A 24,763-nucleotide genomic window follows, 5' to 3' on the forward strand; every position below is an offset into this window, starting at 1 on the left:
GACGGGCGGAATCTCGAACGGTGGGTCTGGTGCGGCGACGCACCGGACCCACCGTTCCTGTCCGGAGGATGCCCTGACTTGCCTTCTCGGACATCTCACGAGATGTCGAGCATCCTGACCTCTGGACGTTCATCCACCGGCTGGCGACCGGCCGCGCCAGGAAGCCGCGCCAGGAAGACGCGTCCGCACGTCGCGTCAGCCACCCTGCTGGGAGATGAACCTTGATCCTCGGAGAGTCAGCGGAGCATCGCCGCGCAGGTCTCCAAAGAGGTGATGATCATGTTGCCGGGGGGCATCGGGTACCCGACCACCGATTTACCGAGCGCGAAGAGAGCGACCGCAAGCACCAGAGCTATGGCGATCGCGATCACCGTTCCCGGCCGCGGTCGGGTGAACCGAAGCGGCGAGGGGATGGCAGCGATCACACCGATCAGGCCGATCAGTACGACGGGAATAGCGAATCGCGTCTCGGGGGTCGACAACACAAGTGTGCCGACCGCACCGGCCCAGAATCCGACGAGCGACAGTGAGACGAGGCGCGGCGTGCGTTCGCGCCAAGACCTCGTCGTGAGCCAGAAGAGGGCCACAAGACCGGAAGCAGCGATACCGATGACGAGAAACGCCATCAGGCTGGTTCCGGGGCCCGGCGGGTGCTCGTACGGCGTTGCAAACGACCAGTGCAGGCTTGCTGCGGCCTTCCCGCTGAAGAATGAGAGCGAATCCGGCAGGTTCCGGACCGCTGACAGGAGCACACCGGGAGCGCTCGTCGGCTTCTCATCGCCGAGCTGCAGGGCCGCGTACCCCGGGTCGCAGTAGAACTGGCCCGGAAAATGTCCGGGAGTGAGAACCGTGTCGTATCGAGTCGCGAACGTGGCGTATGTCGCCTGGACGTTCATCAATGCGGAGGTTCCGATGGGGACGACACTCCACGCACCCATGACTGTGACGTTGAGTAGCAGTTGAGGGATGAGACCGAGCGCGGCCCCGGGTATGGCCCACGGAACGACCTTCGGGCGGACGAATATCAGTACGGCCGCCGCGATGAGGACGGGGGCTAGGTACGCCGGGCGCACGTTGGCTGCGAACATCAGCGCGAAGCCCGAAAGCCCGGCGATCCACCAGCGCGTCCCCGTCGCGAGACCGTAGAGGCCCAGGAGCGCGAGAGCGACGGCCCACACATCCAGAAGCGGGAATCGGCTGAAGCCGGAGACGATCACACCGCCGGCGAGCGCAGAGACCCACACGCGGAGGGGGGACGACGGACCACGCGCGATGATCGCGGCGATTCGCGGAAGCAGGAAGACGCAGAGAAACACCGCGAGAAGCGAATTCCAGGCAAGCACCGTCCATGACGCCGACGCCGGGCCGAAAAGGGCCGAGAGCAGAGCCGGTGGTACGTAGATCACAGAAGTGAGAGCTCCGCGCATCTGCAGAACTCCCGCGACGGCGGCATCTCCGCCGCTGACGAGAGCCACCGAGCCGGCCCAATACTGCGCGGCGTCGTAGACGAACTCGTCAGCGAGGCCGTGGACGCATTGGAGGGCGATGACGACGATGGCCGCGAGAGGAGCGTGGGGGAAGCCCGATTCGCGAAGACGACTCCACGCCGACGTCGGTGCGGAGGGCCGGGCTGCCATGCTCACGCGTGTGCGAGGGTGCGGAATTCCTCGTAGTCGCGAATGTAGTCGGCGTCCTCGTACGGGCGGGAGGCGAAGACGACCAGCACCGCATCAGCGCTGTAGTCGTACTGCGTGCCCCACGTCATCGGGGGCATGTGCAAGCCCATCGAGGGGTCGTTCAGTACGTACTCGTGGCGGGTGCTGCCGTCGTCGACGATGCAGGAGACGCTTCCGCTGATGCAGACCAGGAACTGCTCGCACTGCCGGTGCGCATGCTCCCCCCGCACCTCCTTCGACGGGACACCGTGCACGAAGAAGACGCGCTGAGGCGTGAACGGCAGATCACCGGGAAGGTCGATCGGCAGCAGGTCACCACGGATGTCGCTCACAGTGCGAAGCGGTGTGATCCCTTCGGGTGTCAACGCCGCAGCCGTGTTGTGAGACGTGGGGGTTTCCGTCTCCGCATACCCGACGATTCTGGCGGGATTACCCACGACGATCGCGTACGGCGGCACATCCTTCGTCACAACGGCGCCGGCGCCGATCATGGCGCGACGACCGACGCGGATGCCGGGGAGGATGACCGCGCCACCGCCGACTGATGCGCCGTCTTCGATGACGGTCTGCGCGAAGGCTTCGGGATACTGCTTGCTACGCGGGAAGGGGTCGTTCGTGAACGTCGCGTTCGGCCCTATGAAGACGTCATCGCCCAGGCGGATGCCGTCCCAGATCTGGACTCCCGACTTCAGTGTCACGCGGTCGCCGATCACGACGTCGTTCTCGACGAAGACGTGGTCGTTGATGTTGACGTCCTCCCCGATCACCGCCCCCGGGAGCACGTGCGAGAAGGCCCACACGCGAGTACGAGCCCCGACGTTCTGGCTCTCGCAGATCCCCTCGGGGTGCACGAAGAACTCGGCAGTTTCAGTCATCGGAAGACTCCTCACGTTGGCGCTCTCGAAATACTATCCGGCCGGCGAGGAAACCCAGTGGCGCCGTGACGAGCACGCTCAAACCGTTGAGATACTCGGGTCCGTCTAGGGCCTTGATGCCCGCGATGGCCAGCAGTCCCACGAAATAGATGGCGAGATAGCTGAGCGCGTAGACCAGGGCGGCACGTCGCGATCCGTTGCTCGTGAAGACCCAGCGGGCCGCGAAGACGGTCGAGATCACCACTCCGGCGAGGAAGACCAGCGTGTACGCGAGCCACCCTTCGAGCACGTAGCTCAACGCCACCAGGAGAGCCGTCGTGACGAGGGTGTTGATTCCTCCGACGATCAGGAACCGCCAGGCCGCCGATCGCGCCGACCGGGGCTGGTCCCCGGCATCGCTCACCATTCCTCGCGGCTCATCACGATCGATGTCGGACGCTGCTTGGTGTTGTCGAAGATCCGCCATACATATGCCCCCACGATTCCGATGGAGGTGATCGTAAGGAAGGTCGAGAACAGGATGGTCAGCATCAGCGGCGCATAACCGGGTTCGGCGATTCCGCCCGACAGGTAGAACCCGAGGACGACCGCGGCGACCACGAGGACCACGAGGGATCCGAACAGCCCCGTGATTAGCAGCAGGTCCAGCGGGAGGTTCGTGAAGGAGAACACACTGTCGAGCAGGTATTTGACGCGCTTCCGCAGCGTCCACGTGCTCTTGCCGTGCTCGCGCACCTGACGACCATAGGGGATCTCCGCCCGACGGAAACCGACCCAGTAGAGCTGTGCGACGAGGCTGGAGTTCGCTTCGTTCATGTCGACGAGCTCTCGAGCGACTGCTTTGGTGCATCCGAACACGTCGACGCCACCCGGCGGCATGTCCCGGGAGATCGTGCGGCGGTACAAGCCCCAGAACGTCCGCGATCCCAGACTGCTGAGAGCGGGGTCGTTGCGGGCCACGCGGCGTCCGACCGCGACGTCCACACTTCCTGACGCAAGGACGCGCTGGAACTCGACCATGAGCTCCGCCGGCTCCTGCAGGTCGGCGGCCATGACGCCGATGGAGTCGCCCTTCGCCGCCGCGAGGCCGGTGCGGATCGCTGCGAACGAACCGAAGTTGCGCGAATGACGCAGGAGCTGCGAGCGGAAGGCAGCATCGGGCAGAGCCGCAGCGAGGGCGTCATACGAACCGTCGGGCGAGCCGTCCACGACGAAGACGACCTCGGTCTCGCGGGGCAGCTCCGTCATCAGCTCCGTCAGGCGGGCGATGAGGAAGGGGATGTTCTCCTCGTTGCCGTATACCGGGATGACGATGGAGAAATCGGTCACCGGAGACCCCGGATCGCCTCGACCACCCTGTCCACCTCGTCGTCACGGAGCTCCGGGAACAGCGGCAGGCTCAGAATCTGCGCACATGCTTCGGTCGTATCCGGCAGGACCTCGTCAGGAGCGAAGCGTGCGAACGCGGGCTGCGCGTAGTCGGGAATGGGGAAGTGGACGTCCGTGGACACGCCTGCGGCAGCGAGCTGGGCGCGTACATCGTCACGCCGCGTGCTCCGCGCGATCGCCAGATGCGCCGCGTGGGATGAGCCGTCTGCGGGAAGCACTGCGAGCAGAGTCGGATCGAGGTCTGCGGCGGCCTCGCTGTAGCGCGCGATGATGTCACGGCGACGCTGGTTGAATCCATCGACCATGGGGAGACGGATCCGGAGGAAGGCGGCTTGAAGCTCGTCGAGGCGAGAGTTGGTGCCGCCCACGAGCGCGGCGTTGTACTTGCCCTGCCAGCCGTACTGGCGGAGCTGACGCAGGCGCTCGGCGATCTCGGGGGACCCGGGCACAACAGCACCGCCGTCGCCGATCGCGCCGAGATTCTTCGTCGGGTAGAAGCTGAAGGTGCCCGCGTGACCGAAAGTCGACGCGAATCCCTCGGGGCGGGATGCGCCGATCGCTTGGGCGCAGTCTTCGACGAGCGCGATCCCGCGTTCGTCGCAAAGTGCGCGGATCTCTGCGAGCTCGCCCAGGAAACCGTAGAGATGAGTGACGACCACGACGCCGATGTCGTCAGTGAGCGCCGCACGGATGGTCTCCGCCGTCAGGCAGAGCGAGCGCGGGTCGACGTCGGCATAGCGAGGCGTGAATCCGGCGCGAGTCGTCGCGGTCGAGGTGTAGGCACCCGCATTCGCCGCCGTGAGTACGACCGCCTTGCCTTCGGGCATGACCGCCTTGATCGCCAGCTCGAGAGCGTCCGTTCCCGAGGCGACGCCGACGGCGTCCGCCGCACCGAGGTACGTAGCGAGTTCCTTCTCAAAGGCCGCGTGCTGCGAGCCGAGGACGGCGTAGCCGGAGTCGATCACGGCGGCGGTCGCTTCGAGAGCTGCCGTGCGGTCTCGTGTCATACCTCGGAGGAGGTCGTTGAAGGGAACACCAGGTGTGTCAGTCAATTGGAATCCTGTCCGTCGATCTAGGAAAGTCTATTGTCACGGTGTCGGGAGAATCGACCACTCGCGAAGGTGCGCGCCTGGGCACACGAGTCCTATTCCTCCGGGGCAAGGTTTGCCCGGCCTCACTCGATAGGTAAGACTATGACGCATGCGTGGCATCATTCTGGCCGGCGGGACCGGCTCTCGACTTCATCCGATCACACTCGGCACATCCAAGCAGCTGGTACCTGTGTACGACAAGCCGATGATCTACTACCCGTTGACCACGCTGATGCTCGCCGGGATCCAAGACATTCTCGTCATCACCACGCCACACGACGCGGAAGCGTTCGAGCGTCTGCTGGGAGACGGCTCCCAGTTCGGAGTCTCGATCTCCTACGTTCAGCAGACGTCACCCGACGGCCTCGCCCAGGCCTTCACGCTCGGCGCCGATCACATCGGCGGCGATACGGCAGCGCTCGTGCTCGGCGACAACATCTTCTACGGCCCCGGTATGGGAAGCCGACTTCGCCAGTTCGCGGACATCCGGGGAGCAGCGGTCTTCGGATACTGGGTCGCTGACCCGACTGCCTACGGCGTCGTGGAGTTCGACGACGCCGGACGGGTGCTCTCCATCGAGGAGAAGCCGGCTGCGCCGAAGAGCAACTACGCGATTCCTGGCCTGTATTTCTACGACAACGATGTGGTCGAAATCGCGAAGGATCTGAAACCCTCTGCGCGAGGTGAGCTCGAGATAACCGATCTGAACCGTGTCTATCTGGAACGAGGAGACCTGCGGGTCGACATTCTTCCGCGTGGGACCGCTTGGCTCGATACCGGGACGTTCGACTCACTGAGCGAGGCGACCGAGTTCGTCCGCACGGTGCAGAAGCGCCAAGGACTGTCGATCGGTGCTCCTGAAGAGGTCGCATGGCGGATGGGGTTCCTCACCGATGACGAGCTTCGCACGCGCGCTGAGCCGCTGGTGAAGAGCGGTTACGGGCGCTATCTGCTCGACATCGTCGAGCGAGGCCTCATCAGATAGGTCTACTAGAATCCGAGGGGCGAGCCACGTGACGCCCCTCGGATTTTCATGTGCGCCGGAACAACGATTGAGAGTGCAGATAGTGAAGCGTCAGGACGTTCCGCAGGCGAAGCCGTTCCCTGAAGGCGGCAAACGGGTCATCTTCTACCTGTTGTACGACGAGCGGGGCGAGGTCGACAACTACGTCCCCTACAAGCTGGAACGTCTCAAGCCGTTCGCGGATCATCTCTTCGTGGTCTCCAACGGTCATCTCAAGCCCGAGGAGAAGGCAAAGCTCGACGGCATCGCCGACACCGTCTGGGAGCGCGAGAACGTGGGCTTCGACGTCTGGGGTTACAAGACCGCGATGGAGCAGTTCGGACGCGAGCGTCTGGCGGAGTACGACGAGCTGATCCTGATGAACTACACCTGGTTCGGACCGGTGCGCCCGTTCGATGCGCTCTTCGAGCGCATGGATCAGGAACCTGCTCATTTCTGGGGCATGACAGATTACCCGAAGTTCACGCCGAACCCCTACACCAACAAGGGTGTCCTGCACCGCCATCTCCAGTCGCACTGGATCACCGTGCGCAAGGAGATGTTCCTCAGCGACGAGTGGAACGAGTACTGGGACACGATGCCGCCGGTGACGTCCTACGTCGACTCCATCCTCGGCCACGAATCGCGTTTCACACACCACTTCGAAAAGCTCGGCTACCGAAGTGCCGTGGCATTCGCCCGCAAGAACTACCCCTCCACGCACCCAGCACTGTTCAACGCGGATCTCCTCATGGACGACGGATGTCCCGTGCTGAAGCGGCGAGCGTTCTTCCATTACCCGCCGTACCTCGACCAGCATGCCGTGATCGGCCGGTGGACCCTCGAAAAGGCAGCGGATTACGGGTATCCGGTGGAGCATGTCTTCCAGAACCTGGTGCGTCACTCGAAGCCGCGAGACCTGCATGCCGACGCATCCATGCTCGAAGTTCTTCCTGACGTCGATGTGTCATTCGATCCCGAACGCCCCCCGAAGGTCGTCGCTACGGTCCACATCTTCTACGAAGACATGACCGACGAACTCCTCGACCGTCTGGTCATGCTGCCAGTCGCCTTCGACCTTGTCGTGACCACGACGAGCGACGCGAAGGCCGAAGCGATCCGTAGCGTGCTGGAGCGCCGCGCGGACGACAAAGTGGCGAACGTCGACATCCGGGTCTTGCCTTCCAACCGCGGCCGTGACGTCAGCGCCTTCCTAATCGCCTGCAAGGACGTGCTCGAACCGGGGAAGTACGACCTGGTCGTCAAGATCCACTCCAAGAAGACCGCCCAGGACTCCTTCAATGCAGGCCGATACTTCAAGGCTCAGCAGCTGGACAACGTTCTGCACTCTCCCGGATTCGCAGCGAACGTCCTCGCTCTTTTCCAGAAGGAGCCGGGCCTGGGGATCGTTTTCCCCCCGATGATCCACATCGGCTATCCGACCATGGGACGTGGGTGGTACGACAACCGCAAGCCCGCGGAGAAGCTCGCGAAGGAACTCGGCATCCGTGTGCCTTTCGATGACGTCTCGCCGCTGGCGCCCTACGGCTGCATGTGGGTAGCCCGCCCTGAGGCGCTGTCGATCCTCACGCAGCACGAGTGGGAGTACGAGGACTACGCCGCGCCCGACGAGCACCGCGACGGCAGCCTCGCCCATGTCCAGGAGCGTCTCGTCGCATATGCGGCTGCTGAGCGCGGGTATCACGTCCGCACGGCGCTGAGTCTCGAGCACGCCTCCATCAGCCACACGGCGTTGGATTACAAGCTCGACCAGGTGAGCGCCACGATGCCGGGCTATTCCATCGACCAGATCCAGTTCCTGCACCGTGCGGGATGGCTCGGACACGGAGGCATCGGCGCTCTCACCAGGGTGTACCTCAAGCTGCACTACCCGAGAGTGGCTGAGTTCCTTCGTCCTCTGGATCGGCCCGCTCGCATCGTCATGGGGCGCCTTCGCCCTATACTTCGTCCGCGTCAGTGGCTCCGTGATCGACGGATCCGCGGGGAAGAAGAAGTATGACCTCGCTCAAAGACGCGTTCAATCCTCGAAGCAACAGCATCGGATTCCTGAGGTGGTTGCTCGCCTTCGTCGTGATCTTCTCGCACGCGGGGCCGCTCGCAGGCTTCTACGGTGGACATGATCTGGGAACGCAGTTCAGCACCGAGCAGTCTCTGGGAGGCGTCGCGGTCGCCGGCTTCTTCTTCCTCTCGGGTTATCTGATCACCAAGAGCAGGATGGGGCGCTCGTCGACGGCCCGCTTCTTCTGGCGGCGCATCATGCGCATCTTCCCCGCCTGGTTCATGGTCTTGCTCCTCACCGCGTATGTGCTCGCTCCCATCGCGTACAACCACGAGCACGGTACGCTGGACGGCTTCTGGAACGCGACCGAGGATTCGCCGTTCACGTACTTCTCGAACAACATGTGGCTGCCGCTCATCCAGCACAACATCGCCGGCATGGGAAAGATCATCCCGTTCTTCACCATCCACGGCGGCTACGAGTGGAACGGGTCCGCCTGGACGCTGGCATTCGAGTTCACGGCGTACATCCTGGTGGGGATCCTGGGCATGGTCGGAGCGCTCTCGCATCGCCTCGTCGGAACGATCATCGCGACCGGCATCATCGGTCTCGCCATGATGCAGTGGTTCGGCTTCGGCGCGCTGACAAACCTCGCACCCGTCTTCAGCGACTACCGCTTCCTCCTGCTGATGGCTCCGTTCGCATTTGGCATGCTGTTCGCCCTGTGGGACGACAAGATCGTGATCGACAACCGCCTCGCGATCGTCCTGGCGTTCGTCGCCGTCTGGACCTACGGCAAGGGGGGCTGGCTGGTCTTCGGCCAGTACGCCTTCTGCTACGTGATCATGTGGTTCGCCATCAAGGTGCAGTTCCTGCGCAACTGGGACAAGCACGGCGACTTCTCGTACGGCATCTACATCGTGGCGTGGCCGTTGATGCAGTTCTCGGCGTACTTCGGCTTGGAGAAGGCCGGATGGCTTGTCTACCACCTCGTGATCGTCGCCGCGTGCCACGTTTATGCGTACCTGAGCTGGCATCTGATCGAGCGACCAGCGCTGCAGTTGAAGGACTGGACTCCTCGGTGGGGGACCGCGTTGCTCGACCGCACTCATGACTTCCGAATGAAGTGGATCGGGCGGATAGACCCGGGATACCCCGCGCGTGTCGCCGCACGACGAGCGCCGCGCCGCGTGGAAGGAGCCGTCGCGTGACCGCCCCCGGAGTCCCTGTCCACGGAGCTCAGATCCCGTCGCCGGTGTGGTGGCGCCGCTTCCGGAACATCCCGCTGACCATCCTGACCGTGCTGTCCCTCGTAGCGGCCATCGTCGGCTGGACTGTGCAGTACCAGCTCGACCGATCGAACAACGCCGCCGCGGCGGTGCCTGAGGCCGCGGCGGGATCCGACGGCGGCTCGGTCTGTCGTCGGCCTGTCGACCTTCCTGCGCAGACGACGTGGACCGATGACCGTTCTGCGTCGGAGGAGGCCTGGGCGGCGAGGAGCGCTGAGCTCGCAGGCCCTGTCATCGAGGGGAAGGACGGCTGGTACTTCTATAACGACCAGATCGAGCAGAACTTCTCTCAGGCCATCGGGCGGCGACTGCTCACGGTCTCCGAGATCACGAAGTGGCGAGAGTACTTCAGCTCCATCGATGAGGCTCTCGAAGCCGAGGGGATCGAGCTGAGTATTCAGGTCACGCCCTCTGCGACCAGCGTCTACCCGCAGCAGCTTCCGGACTGGGCCCAGGAGTTGCGGGGGCCGACGCCCCTGGATCAGCTTCTCCTGGGTGCGCCCGATCTCCCGATCGTCGACTTCCGTGCCGATCTGAGGGAGGCGGCGGAGAAGAACGCCGTCTACACGCCGGTCAACAGTCACTGGACGGACTGGGGCGGATACATCGGATGGCAGACCTATGCGGAGTGCCACGACTCGCTCTACCCGGACAACCCGAAGATCGTCGTCCCGCCGGTCGTCGGCGTGAAAGACACAGGCACCTTCAACGAATACTCCCAGTACGGCGTCCCGGACACGAGCCCGGCGTGGAACGCACCGGAGTACGCGGAGGTCCTGCCTGAGATCACGGTGATCGACAACAAGCAGGAGACGAAGGTCACCTCCGGTACGACGCCGGTCGACCTGCTCGCTCTTCCCGCAACGACGATCAATGACGCCTCGGCAAGCCCTCAGTCGGCCCTGATCCTCCGGGACTCCATGGGTGGCGCATTGTCTTCGCTATGGAACCAGCAGTATGCGCAGACGTGGCAGCTGCAGCACCGTTACGACGACTGGTCGAACCCGCCGAACTACGCTGCTCTCGTGGCACAGTACAAGCCGGATGTCGTCATCATCCAGCTCGCCGAGCGGCACCTCGTGAATGCCCCTCCCGGGACGAGCGGATACTGAAGACGAAGAAGGCCCTCGGGGATGATCTCCGAGGGCCTTCTTCGTATACCTGGCTCAGCCGTGACGCTGCATGACTTCGTGAATGGTGGCCGCATCGCCCCACACGCCGGGGGAGTCATACGGGCGATCCGGGAACGCGCCGTACTCCAGTGTGATGTCGAGGCCGTGCTCCGCGATGAAGTCCTCAACCTGGGCCGCGAGCGACTTCGGTTCGCCGGTCGAGCAGTTCACCGTCCCCTCGATGTCGATCGCGTCGGTGAGCGCAGCGAGCTGTCGGCCGAGGTCCTCGACGCGGATGAAATCGTAGAGATTCTTCCCTGTCGTGAAAGGGAACTCGGTGCGGCGCTCGTCGGCCGCTTCCAGGAGCTTGCGGAAGATCGAATTGCTTCGCCTGTCGTCTCCGTAGATGTAGTACGCGCGAGCCCAGGCGAGGCTGGTGGATTCCGGAAGTGCGAACGGAAGCGCTCGTCGCAACGCGTCCTTCGCGATGCCGTACTGCGAGCGCGGGTTCGTCGGCGTCGCTGCCGTGATGGCACCCTCCCAGTAGCCGACTTCATGCATGGTTCCCAGTGCGACGATTCGCGGCACGCCTGCGGCCGCGATGCCGGTGAGAAGTCGGTAGTGCGCCGAGAGCTGCTCCATGTGGGCGGGGGAGTTGTGCTGAAAGCCGTCCTTCCACGCGAGGTGCACGACGGCGGATGCGTCGGCCCAATGCGTGGGGCTGAAGTCGGCACTCAGGATGTCGGATTCCTCGACGGTGGCTCGATCATCGAGGGGTGCTGCCGACCCAGGGCGCATTACCGCGACCACGTCGTGGCCGAGATCGGCCAGCGCCGTGACCACGTGTGGGCCGAGATAACCGCCGGCGCCGGTGACGATCACGCGTCCGTCTGATGTATTGCTCATCGCTGTGCGCCGTTCCGCTCGAGGTACCAGTTGACGTATGCCGAGATTCCGGTGCGCCAGTCGATCTGCGGAGACCACTCGAGTCGACTGAAGGCGTCCGCCACCTCGCACCAGGCATGGCGGACATCGCCTTCGCGGAAGTTGCCGGTCACGACTGGGGTCGGGGCGCCGAGCTCCGAGGCGATCGCCTCAGCCACCTCGAACACGGAGGCAGGGGCACCGGTACCGATGTCGTACATGGTGGTTCCGTGCTCTGCGTAGTCCTCTGAGATGACTGTGGCGAAGGCCCGCGCGACGTCATCGATGTGAACGAAGTCGCGCAGCATCGCCCCGTCCTCGTAGACCGGGATCGCCTTGCCCTCTGCAGCGAGACGTACGAAGAGCGCCAGGATGCCGGTGTACGGATTGATGAGCGACTGCCCGGGCCCATAGACGTTCTGCAGGCGGAGGATGCTGAGGTCAACACCGTGGGAGGAGCACCAAGCGGATAGCAGCCCCTCCTGAGCGAGCTTCGTCGTCGCGTAGACGTTGCTGGTGTTCGTCGGGGTGAGGCCAGCACGTGCAGCGACCGGACTCGCTCCCGGGAAGTCCCACTGGCCAGCGAGGAGCTCAGAATGAGTCCGCTGTGAGCGGGTCCGCTCGTCGCCTGTCGCTGCATCTCGCCACACGCCCTCGCCGTAGACGGCGCGTGACGACGCGACGACGATGCGTCGGGGCGTCACGTTGTGGCGGCGAAGCGCCTGCATCAGCTGAGCGGTGCCGTCGACGTTGACAGTCGAGAACCGGACGGGGTGGTCGAGCGACAGGCCCGTGTCGGTCTCGGCCGCGAGATGGACGACGACGTCAGGGGACCAATCAGCGAGAACGTGGTCCCAGGTCGCAGGGTCGACGATGTCGCCGGTGATGAGCTCCGCGCTGGGGTGCAGCGCCGGGGGCCTCTCCTGGCTCTCGTGGATCCTCGGATTCAGCGTGTCGACCGCCACCCAGCGGGCGTTCGGGCTGACTGACAGACGGGACAGCGCAGAACCGATGAACCCTGCTCCGCCGGTGACCAGCACACCCCCAGGTGTGGCCTCACTCATGACGACCCTCTCTTGACGTTTAGTAGAGACATATGGTTCTGAGATTAGCGGATTCGGACTTCATGAGCCTGAGCATGCGTGGCGTGTGCAGTGAGCTGGGGCGGATGTGGCCCACTCTGCGTGGGCAAGACGGCGGTCGCAGCCGAGTCGCGTAAGATGAGGTGTTCACGTTGACCCGGACGATGGTGGAGTTGGTGGAGAAGAACGACCGGTACACCCGTCTCGAGGCGGCATCTTTCATGCGCACGGACGCAGCAGGATTCCGTGTGGCCGCGCGCGGCGGAAAGATCCGAGAGATCTTCGAGCGCAGGGAGCTCCTCAGGCTCCTCGTGCGCAGGGACCTGCAGTCGCGCTATCGCGACAGCGTTCTGGGATTCCTCTGGACGATCATCCGCCCGATCATCGTCTTCCTGATGTACTACATAGTTCTCGGGAAGTTCCTGCGTGCTGCGGAAGGTGTCCCCGACTTCGCGATCTACCTGTTCTCCGGGCTCACGCTTTTCGGTCTCTTCGCCGAGATGGTCGTCGGGGCGACAGGGTCGATCCTCGCGAACTCCGGGCTGGTCAAGAAGATCTACCTGCCGCGCGAGATTTTCCCCCTCGCGAGCATCGGTGGCGCAGGATTCATGTTCCTCGTGCAGTGCCTTGTGCTGCTCGTCGCCGCGATCATCATGAAGGCGCTCCCGGCGCCGGTCGAGATGCTCTGGTTCTTCCCCTCGGTCGCCCTCATACTCGTCTACGGCCTCGCAGCGGGCTTGTTCCTCTCCGCCGTGAACGTCTACCTTCGTGATGTCCAGTACCTGACGGACCTGCTCATGATGCTCGCCATGTGGGGGTCACCGATCGTCTACACATGGACGATGGTCTCGTCGGCGTTCCAGACCATGCAGCTGCCGACGTGGCTTTTCGAGATCTACGTCAACAATCCCGTCACCTTGGGCGTGCTCGGATTCCACCGAGCCTTCTGGAGCGGCGGAACGAATGCCGACTACCCGCCCGACCTGGGGATGCGTATGCTGATCGCCGGTCTTATCGGCACCGTCCTCGTATACCTTGCACACCGTGTCTTCACGCGTCTGCAGGGCAACTTCGCCCAGGAGCTCTGATGGTCGTCTCATCCACGCCCGGACCGGACGTCGTCCGTATCGAGAACGTCACGAAGACGTTCCAGATCCGCAAGGACAACACGCTCAAAGACCGTCTCTTCCACCTGGGAAAGCTGGGTCGCCAGCACCGCAGCCACTACACCGCCGTGGATGATGTCGATGTGACCATCCAGGCTGGGACGACGGTGGGGCTTCTGGGGCCGAACGGCTCGGGCAAGAGCACCCTCCTGAAGATCATCGGCGGGATCATCGCCCCCTCGACCGGGCAGATCCTCACCCGTGGACGCATGGCGGCGTTGCTGGAGCTCGGTGCGGGCTTCCACCCCGACCTCAGCGGGCGTGAGAACGTGTACCTGAACGCCTCGATCCTGGGCTTGACCCGTGAAGAGACGGCGAGCCGTTTCGACGCCATTCACGAGTTCAGCGGCATCGGCGAGTTCATCGACACGCAGGTGAAGTTCTATTCCTCCGGGATGTTCGTGCGTCTCGCGTTCGCGGTGGCAATCCACACCGAACCCGACATCCTTCTGGTGGATGAGGTTCTCGCGGTCGGTGACGAAGCGTTCCAGCGGAAGTGCATGGACCGGATCGCTCAGTTCCGTGCGGCCGGCTGCACCATCATCCTCGTTTCGCACTCGGCGGCACAGGTGCAAGAGTTGTGCGACAGGGCCCTCGTGCTGAACGAGGGTGAGCTGGTGTTCGACGGTGACGTGAACGAGGGCGTTTCGGCGCTCCGCGACGTGCTCGAAGGACGTCGGGTCGGTGAACTTCCGAAGCCCGACGAAGATCGCCCGATCGAGGTCACGAGAATCTCGCTGCATGATGAGGACGGGCGTGACGTGGAGTCCGTGCGCAGCGGCGATCCCCTCATCATTCGGCTGCATGTCCGTGCTCGCGAGGCGATGGATCGCTGGGAGACCGGATTCAGCATCGACACCCCTCTGGGTCAGATGCTCCTGGCCGCGAATACGGAGCGTCTGGGGATCACTCTCCCGGCGATCGATGCGGGAGAGGGGCACATGGAGTTCCGGATCGACGAGGTCAACCTCGGCGCCGGGCAGTACTTCATCAATGCCAATGTCTCCGAGATCATCGACATCGACTCTCACATCCTGTGGCAGGGCGCAAAGTTCAGCGTTCTCGAAGACACGACGAATCTCGGCCCGCTCGCTGCGCGCATCACAGCCGCGTCCTAACGGCTCACGGCTTCACGCCTCTCGGCGTAGTTCAGTGCGTTCTGGAGGCCTCGTCGTCTGCGCGGTCAGGATCGCCGATGGATGGTGCGGTCGTAGACGAAGACTTCTGCGCGCCGCAGAAGCAACATCCCCATGCAGCCAGCCCTCTGTATCAGCGTGAGCCGCGACTTGAGTGACTGGACGAGTGCGCGGTCGGCACGATAACGCTCAGCGTCCGCCGGAGTCTGCACTGCTCGATGCTCGAATTGCAGGGCTGTGAGGCCGTAGAAGGCCCTGGCGGGCAGAATGCCCTTCGCCAGCGCGGTCTCGAACGATCGTGCATGGGCCTGCACGATGTCGTGGTAGTAGGACGCCGAACGCAGCGAGTGCGAGACGCTGTCGCCGCGCTGCAGCCAGAAGTACAGTCGATCGCTGCACGAGGCCACTCTCCGCATGCGCAGATACAGATCCATGGCGATCGCCACGTCTTGCGCGAAACGCCCGGCCGGGAACCGGACTCCGTCGAACAGGGAGGCCCGGTAAAGCTTGCCCCAGTTCGCCTCGCTGAAGTAGCGGAGCTCCTGCTTCGTCAGACGCCGCAGTGCGACGCTGAACACGTTCTGGTAGCTGTGCCCGGGATCGTCGAAAGTGATGGCGGTTCCGGGTGGGTCATCACGATGCTGCTCGAGGGCGGCCGTCGCCGCGCTGGCCCCGACGTTCCACCACCGGCAACAGCTCATGTCGGCATCCGCATCGAGCAGGATGGTCAGCAGCCGTTCCACGAGATGCGGACTCATCAGATCGTCGTTGTCGCAGAAGGTGATGAACTCGCCAGCGGCAGCATCCAAGCCGGCGTTCTGAGCCGATCCGATCCCGCCGTTGTTCTGGTGGATCACCCGTACCCGTGGATCGGACTCGGCGATCTCATCGCACAGCGCGCCGGATCCGTCTGTCGAACCATCGTCGACCAGGATCACGTCCAGCTCGCGATGCGTCTGCGCCAGGATCGATGCGATGCATGGACCGAGGTGCGCGACCGCGTTGTAGACGGGGACGATGACGGATACCGTACGCTCGTAGGCGGGTAGATCAGTGGACATCACGATCGATAGTACCCGTCGCCTGCCTGTGGCCTCGCCGATGTCGATTCGTCGTCGCGCCCGGGCGTGGAAGGAAACAGCACCATGGATCTCCTCGTCGTGGGTTCGGGCTTCTTCGGCCTGACCATCGCAGAACGTGCCGCGAACGCCGGCCGCAAGGTGACGGTCATCGACCGTCGTCATCACATCGGCGGAAACGCCTACAGCGAGGCGGAGCCCGAGACGGGCATCGAGGTGCACCGCTACGGCGCACACCTGTTCCACACCTCGAACGCCACGGTGTGGGAGTACGTCAACCGCTTCACTTCGTTCACGAACTACGTGCACCGGGTCTACACGACGCACAGGGGCACCGTGTTCCCGATGCCGGTCAACCTCGGCACCATCAATCAGTTCTTTCAGTCGGCATACACCCCCGATCAGGCGCGAGCCCTCGTGCGCGAGCAGGCGGGGGAGTTCGACGTGAAGACGGCGGCGAACTTCGAGGAGAAGGGCATCGCGCTCGTCGGACGCCCGTTGTTCGAGGCTTTCTTCCGCGACTACACGGCCAAGCAGTGGCAGACCGACCCGCAGAAGCTGTCCGGTGACATCATCAGCCGCCTGCCCGTGCGGTACACCTACGACAACCGCTACTTCAACGACACCTGGGAAGGCCTGCCGACTGACGGCTACACCGCGTGGCTCGAGCGAATGGCGGACCATCCCAACATCGAGGTGAAGCTGAACGTCGACTACTTCGACGACGCGCAGCCCCTCAACAAGAAGGCGACCGTCGGTCAGGTGCCCGTCGTCTACACGGGCCCCGTCGACCGGTACTTCGACTACGCGGAGGGCGCGCTCAGCTGGCGGACGCTCGACTTCGAGCAGGAGGTCCTGAACATCGGGGACTTCCAGGGCACCCCCGTGATGAACTACCCCGACATGGACGTGCCCTACACGCGCATCCACGAGTTCAAGCACTTCCACCCGGAGCGCAAGGATGTCTACGAGTCCGACAAGACCGTCATCATGCGCGAGTTCTCGCGGTTCGCGGGCCGCGACGACGAGCCGTACTACCCGGTGAACACCCCGACTGACCGTGACGGGCTGCTGGCGTACCGCGAACTCGCGAAGGGCGAGAAGGGCGTGCATTTCGGCGGACGCCTCGGCACGTATCAGTACCTCGACATGCACATGGCGATCGGCTCGGCGCTGTCGCTGTGGAACAACACGCTCTCGTAGACTCGACCCTATGAGTCACGCTGCTGTCGGGGCGCCCGGGACGCCCCGGCGCTATCTGCATTCCCTGTGGCTGCTGTCGGCCCGCGACCTCAAGGTGCGGTACTCGACGAGCTTCCTCGGATACCTGTGGTCGGTGCTGGATCCGCTCGTGATGAGCGCGATCTACTGGTTCGTCTTCACGCAGATCTTCCATCGTGATGTCGGCGAGGAGCCGTACATCGTGTTCCTCATCAGTGCGCTCCTGCCGTGGGTGTGGTTCAACTCCTCGGTGTCGGACTTCACTCGAGCCTTCAAGAAGGACTCTCGGCTGGTCCGCTCCACGGCCATCCCTCGTTCGATCTGGGTGAACCGCATCGTTCTCAGCAAGGGCATGGAGTACCTGTTCTCCCTGCCGGTGCTGGCCGCATTCGTCATCATCAACCTGCTCGTCGAGCAGAACCCGGCGAACACCGTCCAGGTCGGGTGGGGCATCCTCTGGATGCCGGTCGCGATGATCCTCCAGACGGTCCTGCTCGTGGGACTCGGCCTGCTCGTCGCGCCGCTGTGCGTCCTCTACGTCGACCTGGAGCGGACGACCGCCCTGATCCTGCGCGCGATGTTCTACGCCACTCCGATCATCTACAACGTGACGGATCTCCCCGGGATGTTCCAGACCCTCGGAGCCTTCAACCCGCTCGCCGGGATCTTCATGCTCTACCGCATGCCTTTCTTCCCCGATCAGTGGAACCTGTTCACCCTGCTGATCAGCGTCGGCATGACTCTCGTGATCCTGGCCCTCGGGATCTGGACGTTCCGCTCGCTGGAGCGGCCTGTGCTGAAGGAGCTGTGATGTCGACCGCGATCGAGGTGAAGGGGCTCGGGGTCCACTTCCGACGCAACCGCCGGGGGCGACGCAGCTTCAAGGATCTGTTCGCCGGAGCCTCGCGGCGCTCCCGCCCGGGTGAGTTCTGGGCGCTGCGCGACGTCTCGTTCACCGTGCAGCAGGGGGAGTCGATCGGCGTCGTCGGTCGCAACGGTCAGGGCAAGTCCACGCTGCTGCGTCTCGTGGCGAAGGTGCTGCTGTCCGACGAGGGAACGGTGACGGTGAACGGGGGAGTCGCACCCCTGATCGAGATCACCGGCGGTTTCGTCGGCGATCTGACTGTGCGCGAGAACGTGCGACTGACCGCCGGTCTTCACGGCATGTCGCGCGACGAGGTCTCGCGCCGATACGACGACATCATCGAGTTCGCCGAGCTCGCCGGTTTCGAGGACACGCCCTACAAGCACCTCTCGAACGGCATGAAGGTGCGGCTCGCGTTCTCCGTCGTCTCACAGCTCGACGAGCCGATCCTGCTCGTCGACGAGGTTCTCGCGGTCGGAGACAAGGCCTTCCGCGAGAAGTGCTACAAGCGCATCGACGAGCTGCTGGCCGAGGGGCGCACGCTGTTCTTCGTCAGCCACAACGAGCGCGATCTCCGCCGTTTCTGCACGCGAGGCCTCTACCTCGACAAGGGCGCCCTCGTGCTGGACGCGCCGATCGCCGAAGTCCTCGACCGCTACAACAAGGACTACAACGCCGGCTGAGCCCAGCGAGCGGCGGAGGCCTCAGGCTCCGACGAGCTCTGTCAGCACCTGCAGCGAGGTGCGTGCCGCATCGGCCGCGCTCGCCGTGTCGGATCCCTCGCTCGCTGCGGTCTTCAGATCTGCGAGCTTCTGGGCGTAGTCGGCGACTCCGTCGCTCCATTCCGTCGCGATCGACGACGGCGGCAGAGTGTCGGAGAGGCGCTGAGCATCTTCCTGCAGCGTCTCGACGACCTGCACGGCGTCCGGGCCGCTGTTGGCTGCGGCGATGTCGAGGCCGCGTGCGGCATCTTCCAGCCAGAAGCCGACCTGGTCGCGGAATGTCTCGATGGAGGGATCCACCGGCTCGGGTGCGGTGGTCACCGGCGGATCGGTCGGATCACCGGGCATGCTCTCGTATGGTGACGGCGATGCCGACGGCGTCTCGCTCGCACCGGGGATCGGAGATTCACCTCGGGGCAGGAGGAAGAACAGCAGCGCGCCGACGACGACCAGGCCGGCGACGATGAGCCCCACGATGAGCGCGATGCGACCGCGGTTGCTCGGCTGCGGCTCCATCGGTGCCCAGCGGACGTCGGGCTGCTGTTCGTCGGTCATGCCTGTCGGTCCTCCAGGGCGGGCATCGGCTTCCAGGAGCGGTCGCGGCCGAGCTTGCCGCCCTCCTTGAGCCCACGGAACAGATTGCTCGTTCCCCGCACGGTCCGCTCGACGAACAGCAGGCGGATGAGCTCCTTCGCGAACGTCATCGATGTTCCGAGGCCGAAGAGCACCGGGTTGTAGTTGTCGTGGATCCGGTAGTACTGCTTGATGTACGCGCGGTTGCGCATGATGTAGAAGCGGTAGGCGTTGCTCGACGCGTTCATGTGCCGGATGCCCATGTCCCACTGCTTGATCTCGCGGGTGCGCCGAAGCACGAACTCATCGACGATCACCGCGGTGGTCTTGCGGGAGGCGAGCCACCCGTACATCTGGTCGTCCCAGTAGATGAAGAAGCGGTGGTCGGGGAGGCCGATCTGCGTGACGATCGAGCGGTGGATGAACATCCCCTCGAAGCATCCGCTGTTCATCTCCTTGTAGCCCGAGGCGTCGAACCCCGAAGGAGCGAAGGGGATCGGGATGCCCATACGCTCGGCGATCCGGTACTGCCAGTAGAACTCACTGCCGTCGTAGTCGTAGCGGCGTCCCTGGATGCTCTTGAAGCGAGGAGCCCACTTGCCCATCTTCGCGAGACCGTCGGGAACGACCTCGACGTCGTCGTCCATCATCCAGATCCACTCGGATCCGATCTCGTAGGCCGTGCGCATCCCCTCGCTGAAGCCACCGGATCCACCGGTGTTCGTCTCGAGGCGACGGTAGACGAGCTCGGTGCCGAGGCGCGGGCGGAAGGAGTCCACGACTTCGGTCGTGTCGTCCGACGAGGCGTTGTCGATGATCACGACGTGGCCCGGCTTCGGGTCCATCGCGGTGATGCTCTCGAGCAGACCGGTCAGCAGATGCGATCGGTTGAAGGTGACGATGACGATCGTCGCGGACGCCGGGTCGAAGGGGGCGTGTGTCACGAGGTGATTTCTCCGGTGGCTGGGTGCCCGCAGGGCGCCGCGAGCAGATCCCACCCTACCCGGAAGAGCTTCGGAATCCGCCGAGGGCTCGTCGGGAGGCTCAGCCCTGGGGCCTCAGCGTCGGGATCGCGCCCGTGTGCGCGGCGTCGATGCTCTCCCGCCACGACCGTGTCTGGCCCGCGCGCAGAGCGCACAGCACCAGCATGAACCAGCCGGCTCCGACCAGGGTGAAGCTCTCGAACATCGACTCCACGGCGAGCGTGACGAGCATCAGCGGGGTCCATGCGTACACGACGGAGCGTCGCACGCTCGCGACGAGCCAGGAACGCACAGTGGCGATGCCGCCGAACAGCAGGAAGAGCACAAGCCCGGCGGTGCCCAGCTGGAGCAGCACATCGAAGTACGCGTTGAGTGCGCTCTGATGGTGGTCGTCGAGCAGGAAGTTGATGTAGGTGAACGGGTACTCTCCCCGAGCCCACGAGCCGAACCAGCCCCACCCTTCGACCGGCTTGAGCGCGACGAAGTCGAGGATCGTGTTCCACAGGGTCGCCCTGACCGAGAAGTCGGATCCCGCGTCGAGCATCGCGATGATCACGTGCCGCAGGGCGAACGCCGCCGCCAGCGCCAGCGCGACGAGCACGCCGAGCACCCATTGCACGATCGTCCGTCGCTCGGCGGGCGCGTGCCGCACGATCGTGAGGGCCACAGCCACGACGCCGACGGCCGCGGCGAGGACGAGGACCATGGGGGACGAGGAGAAGAACGCGAGGAGGCTCGCCAGAGCGATCGACGGGATCGCGACGCGTGCGGTCAGGGACTGCGAACGCCACTCGACGACGAACGTGATCAGCGCGATCACCGTGACGAAGCCCAGCATATTGCGGCTGCCGAATATGCCCTGCACGGGTCCGCCGACGGCCAGCTGCCCCTCGATCCCGAGGAAGGTGAACGGAGTGTCCAGCAGCACACCCGAGAGGATCTCGAGGGTGAGCGAGGCGATCAGGAGGAGCCGAAGCGTGTCGCCGAGCGCGCGCACCGTCTGCAGGGTGTCGCGGATGTGTCCCACGGTGATGGCGAGGAACGCGAAGCCGAAGAGCTCCATCCATCCGAGCGCGGTGTCCGACCTGTCGGTCGACCACAGGACGCTGACGGCAGCCCAGACCAGGAACGCCAGCAGCGACGACGGGGCGATCCGCAGCAGCGAGAGCTCTTCGCGTCGCACCCACAGGATGCAGGCGCCGAGCGCGCAGAGCACGCCGATGACGGTGGCGAGCGTCACCGGCGACGCCGCGCGCTCGATCGTGAAAGCCGCGAAGACCGCCGTCAGCACGGCGACCGTGTAGGCGCGAGCGAACTCTGCCGAGCCGAGCAGATCCGTCACACGGCGTCCGAAGGTCACGGAACCCGCCGACTTCTCTCGCCACGCTCGATCACGCGCTCGCGCTCGCCGACACCGACGAGCGGAACGGCCTTGATCTTGAACGACAGCAGCACGAGCAGCATCCACCCCCACAGCATGATGGGCGTCGACTCGGTGAGTCCCTGCACGAGAAGGACGATGGTGAACAGGCTCGGCAGCAGGGTGATCGCCGAGTAGGAGCGGTCGGACTGGAGATCCCACCGAGGCCGGTCGATGGCGAAGAACCAGGAGCGCCAGAGCAGGCTGAGGTACGCGAGTGCGACCAGCACCACCCCGAACGCACCGAGCTGCATCAGCACGTCGAGCCACATGTTGTGGGCGTGGAACACCGTGATTCCGTGGTCCTCGATCCATCCGGCGAAGGCGGGGTCGAAGGGCACCCACGGGCTGGAGAAGCCGTTGCCGAAGAGTGGATGCTGGGCCGCGCGCTCGAGGACCTTGTCCCAGATCTTGTCTGATCGGCCCGTCAGATCCGCGCTGCGGCCGAGCAGCGCGAACAGCGGCTCGCGCAGCAGCCAGACGGCGGTGCCGATGACCGCAGCCCCGCCGATGAAGACGACATAGAGCCTGGTGCGTGCTCCGGGGGTCTTCGTGCGGCGCATCAGCAGCGCCACCACGAGAACCACCGCCGCTGCCGCTGCGCAGGCGTATGCCGTCGCGGATCCGGCCCTGAGCAGGAAGTACGCGGCTAGCAGGCCCCACAGCGCGAGAGTCGTGCGCCAGCGCGTGCGCGCGGCGAACAGCACGCCGAAGGTGAGGATCGCGAACAGGCAGATGATCGCGAGCAGGTTGGAGTTGCCCACGATCCCCTGGATGCGGCCGCCGTCGAGGAGGTTGCCGCGCACCCAGTACCAGTGGGCGTTCGTCTCGCCCTCGGGGCGCACGAAGAAGTTCGGCAGGATCGGCCCGTGCACGACGAGCGCCACCCACAGCTCGATCGCGAGCGACAGGCCGAGGATCCACTTGAACGCAGAAGCGAGCGCTCGAACGATCTCGTGCCAGGTGAGGACGTGCACGATGAACAGCGCATTCACGGTCACGGTCGCCAGCAGCACCCACGTGATGATCGTCGCCCCCGGCCACTGGGACCAGGCGACCGAGAGCAGTGCGACGACGGTGTACGCGGTCGCTGCCCAGGGCAGTCGCCGCCAGGCGAAGGCGTGCGGGCGTCCGCGGGCGATCATCGGGATGCCGATGCCGAGGGTGGCGAGCAGGAACACGACGAGCGTGATCGCCGCGCCGATCTCGCCCAGCAGGTTGTACACCGCCGAGTGAGCGAACGCCACGAACAGGACGAGGATGATGTATCCGCGCAGCAGAAGATGCCCCGTCGACTCGCGCTCGGGCGCTGTGGGCGGGGCAGCCACCGGATGCTTCGTGTAGTGCGCCATCGCGTTCAGGCTACAGCGCGCAGCTCGCGGAGCACCTGATCGTGGTGCTCGTGGCACGGTGGGTTCCGGTGCCAATACTCTGGTGGCATGCTGCTCAGTCTCTCCAACGTGCCCCGCGACTACGCCTGGGGATCGCCGACGCTCCTCGCCGACCTCGAAGGTCGCGTGCCCGCAGGCGGCCCGGAGGCGGAAGTCTGGTTCGGAGACCACCCGGGGGATCCGGCGGACGTGCGGGGCGGCGGGACGCTCGACGCCGTCACGGGCGGATCGCTGCCCTACCTGCTCAAGCTGCTGGCTGCGGCCTCTCCGCTGTCGATCCAGGTGCACCCGACCATCGAGCAGGCCAGGGCCGGATGGGCGCGAGAGACCGAGCTCGGAGCTGACGACCCGAACCGCAACTATCGCGACGACAACCACAAGCCCGAGCTGATCGTCGCGCTGAGCGAGCGGTTCGAGTCCTTGAGCGGACTCCGTCCTCTCTCCGACACCCAGCGCCTGCTGTCCGTGCTGGGCGGGGGCAGAGGGGTCGCCGAGCTGTCCTCTCGGCTCAAAGCCGACGCCGACGCCGACGACGACGGAGACGCGCTCCGCGACGTGATCGGCTGGCTGCTGTCCGGTGACGCGCAGGCCGTGGTCGACGACGTCATCGCCTCGGTACGCGCCGCGGCCGCCACGGTATCGGGGGAGTGGGCCACCACCCTGCGAGCTGTGGCTGAGATCGCAGATAAGTACCCCGGCGACCCCGGCGTCGTCGTCGCTCTGCTCATGAACCACGTGGTGCTCCACCGTGGCGAGGGGATCTTCCTCCGCGCGGGCCTGCTGCACGCCTACATCTCGGGGCTCGGGGTCGAGATCATGGCCGCGAGCGACAACGTGCTGCGCGGCGGACTCACTCCGAAGCGCATCGATGTGGCCGAACTGCTCTCGATCCTCGACACGACGACCGGTGAGGTGCCGGTGCTCCGCCCGGCGGAGGTGGGCGCGATCACCGAGTATCCGGTGCCCGTGGCGGACTTCGCACTGAGCCGCATCGCTCTGAACGGCGAGGCGGTGTCGGTCGACGTCAGCGGGCCGACCATGGTGCTGGTCACGGCCGGCCGCGTCGAGGTCCGCGGCGCGAGCGGCGACGCCGTGGCCATCCCGGTCGGCGCGGCAGCTTTCGCGACGCCTGATGAGGGCCGGTTGACCCTCTCAGGGCAGGGGGAAGCATTCATCGCATCTCCGGGCGATTCCAGCGCTGCTGACTGAGCCTCGGACGCCAGCGCGACACGCCGTACGAAGCTCAAGAACCTTCAAGACCTTATTGAGGGTTTACGATCCGCGACTTGACCGATGGGAATGACACGGGTGTAATTAGTTGAGCACGGCCCGCCGAGGGGGCGGAATTTAGGGGTTGGAGAGCGAGATGACGGGTTACCGTTCAGACGTACCGGAGAACTGGTTCGTCGATCCGATCAACCTCGGTGTTCCCGGGGTCCGGAAGGCTGAAGCCGACGACGACAATGCTCTCGCGTGGCAGAGCGACGCGCTCTGCTCACAGACCGATCCCGAGGCCTTCTTCCCTGAGAAGGGCGGCTCGACTCGCGACGCCAAGCGCATCTGCACGTCGTGCGACGTCCGCGGCGAATGCCTCGAGTATGCGCTCAACAACGATGAGCGGTTCGGAATCTGGGGTGGGCTGTCGGAGCGCGAGCGTCGCAAGCTCAAGCGCCGCGCAAGCTGACGATCTTCATCGGCGCCGCATCATGACCACGGTCGAGGTGCGGCGCCGTTGGCGTCTCCGAC

23 protein-coding genes and 2 pseudogenes are annotated in these 24,763 nt (G+C 64.8%); 11 read left to right on the plus strand and 14 right to left on the minus strand.

Annotation, left to right across the window (positions count from 1 at the left end; all coding sequences use genetic code 11):
* Nucleotides 1-236: 236 nt before the first annotated feature.
* The 7 genes and pseudogenes from OD997_RS00740 to OD997_RS00770 form a co-directional block, all read right to left on the minus strand.
* Complete coding sequence (locus OD997_RS00740; RefSeq protein WP_434329927.1) at nt 237-1,643, minus strand: hypothetical protein; 1,407 nt, start codon at nt 1,641-1,643, stop codon at nt 237-239.
* Nucleotides 1,640-2,113, minus strand: a complete 474-nt coding sequence (locus OD997_RS00745) for a sugar 3,4-ketoisomerase (RefSeq protein WP_434332306.1) — start codon at nt 2,111-2,113, stop codon at nt 1,640-1,642. The genes OD997_RS00740 and OD997_RS00745 overlap by 4 nt, the downstream gene beginning before the upstream one ends.
* Nucleotides 2,090-2,314 (minus strand): annotated as a pseudogene (locus OD997_RS00750) (acyltransferase); the annotation flags it as partial. The gene OD997_RS00745 and the pseudogene OD997_RS00750, both read right to left, overlap by 24 nt.
* Nucleotides 2,303-2,551: pseudogene (locus OD997_RS00755) on the minus strand (WxcM-like domain-containing protein); the annotation flags it as partial. The pseudogenes OD997_RS00755 and OD997_RS00750, both read right to left, overlap by 12 nt.
* Nucleotides 2,544-2,957 carry a GtrA family protein gene (locus OD997_RS00760; RefSeq protein ID WP_434329928.1) on the minus strand — a complete coding sequence of 138 codons (414 nt, stop codon included), beginning with the start codon at nt 2,955-2,957 and terminating at the stop codon, nt 2,544-2,546. The pseudogene OD997_RS00755 and the gene OD997_RS00760, both read right to left, overlap by 8 nt.
* On the minus strand, nt 2,951-3,880 hold the full coding sequence (locus OD997_RS00765; RefSeq protein ID WP_434329929.1) for a glycosyltransferase family 2 protein: 930 nt from the start codon (nt 3,878-3,880) through the stop codon (nt 2,951-2,953). Before OD997_RS00765 ends, OD997_RS00760 begins: the two co-directional genes overlap by 7 nt.
* On the minus strand, nt 3,877-4,992 hold the full coding sequence (locus tag OD997_RS00770; RefSeq protein ID WP_434329930.1) for a DegT/DnrJ/EryC1/StrS family aminotransferase: 1,116 nt from the start codon (nt 4,990-4,992) through the stop codon (nt 3,877-3,879). Before OD997_RS00770 ends, OD997_RS00765 begins: the two co-directional genes overlap by 4 nt.
* Before the next feature lie 148 nt (nt 4,993-5,140).
* On the opposite strand from OD997_RS00770, the gene rfbA reads away from it, so the two are divergent.
* The 4 genes from rfbA to OD997_RS00790 all read left to right on the plus strand — a co-directional run bounded on the left by rfbA (nt 5,141) and on the right by OD997_RS00790 (nt 10,455).
* A complete protein-coding gene (gene rfbA / locus OD997_RS00775; RefSeq protein WP_434329931.1) occupies nt 5,141-6,016 on the plus strand; it encodes a glucose-1-phosphate thymidylyltransferase RfbA in 876 nt (291 codons plus the stop codon).
* Between the two features lie 82 nt (nt 6,017-6,098).
* Entirely contained in the window at nt 6,099-8,054 is a 1,956-nt protein-coding gene (locus OD997_RS00780; protein WP_434329932.1) for a rhamnan synthesis F family protein, read from the plus strand.
* Complete coding sequence (locus tag OD997_RS00785; protein ID WP_434329933.1) at nt 8,051-9,265, plus strand: acyltransferase family protein; 1,215 nt, start codon at nt 8,051-8,053, stop codon at nt 9,263-9,265. Before OD997_RS00780 ends, OD997_RS00785 begins: the two co-directional genes overlap by 4 nt.
* Nucleotides 9,262-10,455, plus strand: coding sequence for an alginate O-acetyltransferase AlgX-related protein (locus OD997_RS00790; RefSeq protein ID WP_434329934.1), 1,194 nt, complete (start codon nt 9,262-9,264; stop codon nt 10,453-10,455). Before OD997_RS00785 ends, OD997_RS00790 begins: the two co-directional genes overlap by 4 nt.
* 54 nt (nt 10,456-10,509) lie before the next feature.
* Here OD997_RS00790 and OD997_RS00795 read toward each other — a convergent pair whose 3' ends face one another.
* Nucleotides 10,510-11,361: an NAD-dependent epimerase/dehydratase family protein gene (locus OD997_RS00795; protein ID WP_434329935.1), complete on the minus strand. Its 852-nt coding sequence runs from the start codon at nt 11,359-11,361 to the stop codon at nt 10,510-10,512.
* The gene (locus OD997_RS00800) at nt 11,358-12,443 is read right to left on the minus strand and encodes an NAD-dependent epimerase/dehydratase family protein (protein WP_434329936.1); all 1,086 of its coding nucleotides are present in this window, start codon (nt 12,441-12,443) and stop codon (nt 11,358-11,360) included. The genes OD997_RS00795 and OD997_RS00800 overlap by 4 nt, the downstream gene beginning before the upstream one ends.
* Nucleotides 12,444-12,613: 170 nt before the next feature.
* On the opposite strand from OD997_RS00800, the gene OD997_RS00805 reads away from it, so the two are divergent.
* On the plus strand, nt 12,614-13,549 hold the full coding sequence (locus tag OD997_RS00805) for an ABC transporter permease (RefSeq protein ID WP_434329937.1): 936 nt from the start codon (nt 12,614-12,616) through the stop codon (nt 13,547-13,549).
* The gene (locus tag OD997_RS00810) at nt 13,549-14,745 is read left to right on the plus strand and encodes an ABC transporter ATP-binding protein (protein ID WP_434329938.1); all 1,197 of its coding nucleotides are present in this window, start codon (nt 13,549-13,551) and stop codon (nt 14,743-14,745) included. Before OD997_RS00805 ends, OD997_RS00810 begins: the two co-directional genes overlap by 1 nt.
* Nucleotides 14,746-14,810: 65 nt before the next feature.
* Here OD997_RS00810 and OD997_RS00815 read toward each other — a convergent pair whose 3' ends face one another.
* On the minus strand, nt 14,811-16,007 hold the full coding sequence (locus OD997_RS00815; protein ID WP_434332307.1) for a glycosyltransferase family 2 protein: 1,197 nt from the start codon (nt 16,005-16,007) through the stop codon (nt 14,811-14,813).
* On the opposite strand from OD997_RS00815, the gene glf reads away from it, so the two are divergent.
* Genes glf through OD997_RS00830 form a run of 3 tightly spaced genes read left to right on the plus strand, consistent with a single transcriptional unit; the run spans nt 15,909 to nt 18,611 of the window.
* Nucleotides 15,909-17,045 (plus strand): UDP-galactopyranose mutase, encoded by a 1,137-nt coding sequence (glf, locus tag OD997_RS00820; RefSeq protein ID WP_434329939.1) that lies wholly within the window; start codon nt 15,909-15,911, stop codon nt 17,043-17,045. The genes OD997_RS00815 and glf overlap by 99 nt on opposite strands.
* Before the next feature lie 10 nt (nt 17,046-17,055).
* Nucleotides 17,056-17,874: an ABC transporter permease gene (locus tag OD997_RS00825; protein ID WP_056508973.1), complete on the plus strand. Its 819-nt coding sequence runs from the start codon at nt 17,056-17,058 to the stop codon at nt 17,872-17,874.
* Nucleotides 17,874-18,611: an ABC transporter ATP-binding protein gene (locus tag OD997_RS00830; RefSeq protein ID WP_056308498.1), complete on the plus strand. Its 738-nt coding sequence runs from the start codon at nt 17,874-17,876 to the stop codon at nt 18,609-18,611. The genes OD997_RS00825 and OD997_RS00830 overlap by 1 nt, the downstream gene beginning before the upstream one ends.
* Before the next feature lie 21 nt (nt 18,612-18,632).
* Here OD997_RS00830 and OD997_RS00835 read toward each other — a convergent pair whose 3' ends face one another.
* From OD997_RS00835 to OD997_RS00850, 4 genes are all read right to left on the minus strand, one after another.
* Nucleotides 18,633-19,205, minus strand: coding sequence for a hypothetical protein (locus tag OD997_RS00835; RefSeq protein ID WP_434329940.1), 573 nt, complete (start codon nt 19,203-19,205; stop codon nt 18,633-18,635).
* Nucleotides 19,202-20,167, minus strand: coding sequence for a glycosyltransferase family 2 protein (locus tag OD997_RS00840; protein ID WP_434329941.1), 966 nt, complete (start codon nt 20,165-20,167; stop codon nt 19,202-19,204). The genes OD997_RS00835 and OD997_RS00840 overlap by 4 nt, the downstream gene beginning before the upstream one ends.
* Nucleotides 20,168-20,267: 100 nt before the next feature.
* The gene (locus OD997_RS00845) at nt 20,268-21,566 is read right to left on the minus strand and encodes an O-antigen ligase family protein (RefSeq protein ID WP_434329942.1); all 1,299 of its coding nucleotides are present in this window, start codon (nt 21,564-21,566) and stop codon (nt 20,268-20,270) included.
* Entirely contained in the window at nt 21,563-22,978 is a 1,416-nt protein-coding gene (locus tag OD997_RS00850; protein ID WP_434329943.1) for an O-antigen ligase family protein, read from the minus strand. Before OD997_RS00850 ends, OD997_RS00845 begins: the two co-directional genes overlap by 4 nt.
* 87 nt (nt 22,979-23,065) lie before the next feature.
* On the opposite strand from OD997_RS00850, the gene manA reads away from it, so the two are divergent.
* Nucleotides 23,066-24,226, plus strand: a complete 1,161-nt coding sequence (manA, locus tag OD997_RS00855) for a mannose-6-phosphate isomerase, class I (RefSeq protein WP_434329944.1) — start codon at nt 23,066-23,068, stop codon at nt 24,224-24,226.
* Nucleotides 24,227-24,383: 157 nt separating this feature from the next.
* On the plus strand, nt 24,384-24,701 hold the full coding sequence (locus OD997_RS00860; RefSeq protein ID WP_431073464.1) for a WhiB family transcriptional regulator: 318 nt from the start codon (nt 24,384-24,386) through the stop codon (nt 24,699-24,701).
* The last annotated feature ends 62 nt before the right edge of the window (nt 24,702-24,763 follow it).

Origin of the sequence: Microbacterium sp. CGR1 (assembly GCF_051062835.1) — a bacterium.
Classification (GTDB): domain Bacteria; phylum Actinomycetota; class Actinomycetes; order Actinomycetales; family Microbacteriaceae; genus Microbacterium.

Bases quoted from the DNA above. Each gene is read 5' to 3' on its own strand.
- OD997_RS00860 (WP_431073464.1), top strand. From the start codon at position 24,384: ATGACGGGTTACCGTTCAGACGTACCGGAGAACTGGTTCGTCGATCCG.
- OD997_RS00830 (WP_056308498.1), top strand. From the start codon at position 17,874: ATGTCGACCGCGATCGAGGTGAAGGGGCTCGGGGTCCACTTCCGACGC.
- OD997_RS00785 (WP_434329933.1), top strand. From the start codon at position 8,051: ATGACCTCGCTCAAAGACGCGTTCAATCCTCGAAGCAACAGCATCGGA.
- OD997_RS00795 (WP_434329935.1), bottom strand. From the start codon at position 11,361: ATGAGCAATACATCAGACGGACGCGTGATCGTCACCGGCGCCGGCGGT.
- OD997_RS00800 (WP_434329936.1), bottom strand. From the start codon at position 12,443: ATGAGTGAGGCCACACCTGGGGGTGTGCTGGTCACCGGCGGAGCAGGG.
- manA (WP_434329944.1), top strand. From the start codon at position 23,066: ATGCTGCTCAGTCTCTCCAACGTGCCCCGCGACTACGCCTGGGGATCG.
- OD997_RS00825 (WP_056508973.1), top strand. From the start codon at position 17,056: ATGAGTCACGCTGCTGTCGGGGCGCCCGGGACGCCCCGGCGCTATCTG.
- OD997_RS00810 (WP_434329938.1), top strand. From the start codon at position 13,549: ATGGTCGTCTCATCCACGCCCGGACCGGACGTCGTCCGTATCGAGAAC.
- OD997_RS00760 (WP_434329928.1), bottom strand. From the start codon at position 2,957: ATGGTGAGCGATGCCGGGGACCAGCCCCGGTCGGCGCGATCGGCGGCC.
- rfbA (WP_434329931.1), top strand. From the start codon at position 5,141: ATGCGTGGCATCATTCTGGCCGGCGGGACCGGCTCTCGACTTCATCCG.
- OD997_RS00835 (WP_434329940.1), bottom strand. From the start codon at position 19,205: ATGACCGACGAACAGCAGCCCGACGTCCGCTGGGCACCGATGGAGCCG.
- OD997_RS00815 (WP_434332307.1), bottom strand. From the start codon at position 16,007: ATGACGACGGTCGATGACCGTCACCTTGCGGCCGGCGTTCGCGGCACG.
- OD997_RS00850 (WP_434329943.1), bottom strand. From the start codon at position 22,978: ATGGCGCACTACACGAAGCATCCGGTGGCTGCCCCGCCCACAGCGCCC.
- glf (WP_434329939.1), top strand. From the start codon at position 15,909: ATGGATCTCCTCGTCGTGGGTTCGGGCTTCTTCGGCCTGACCATCGCA.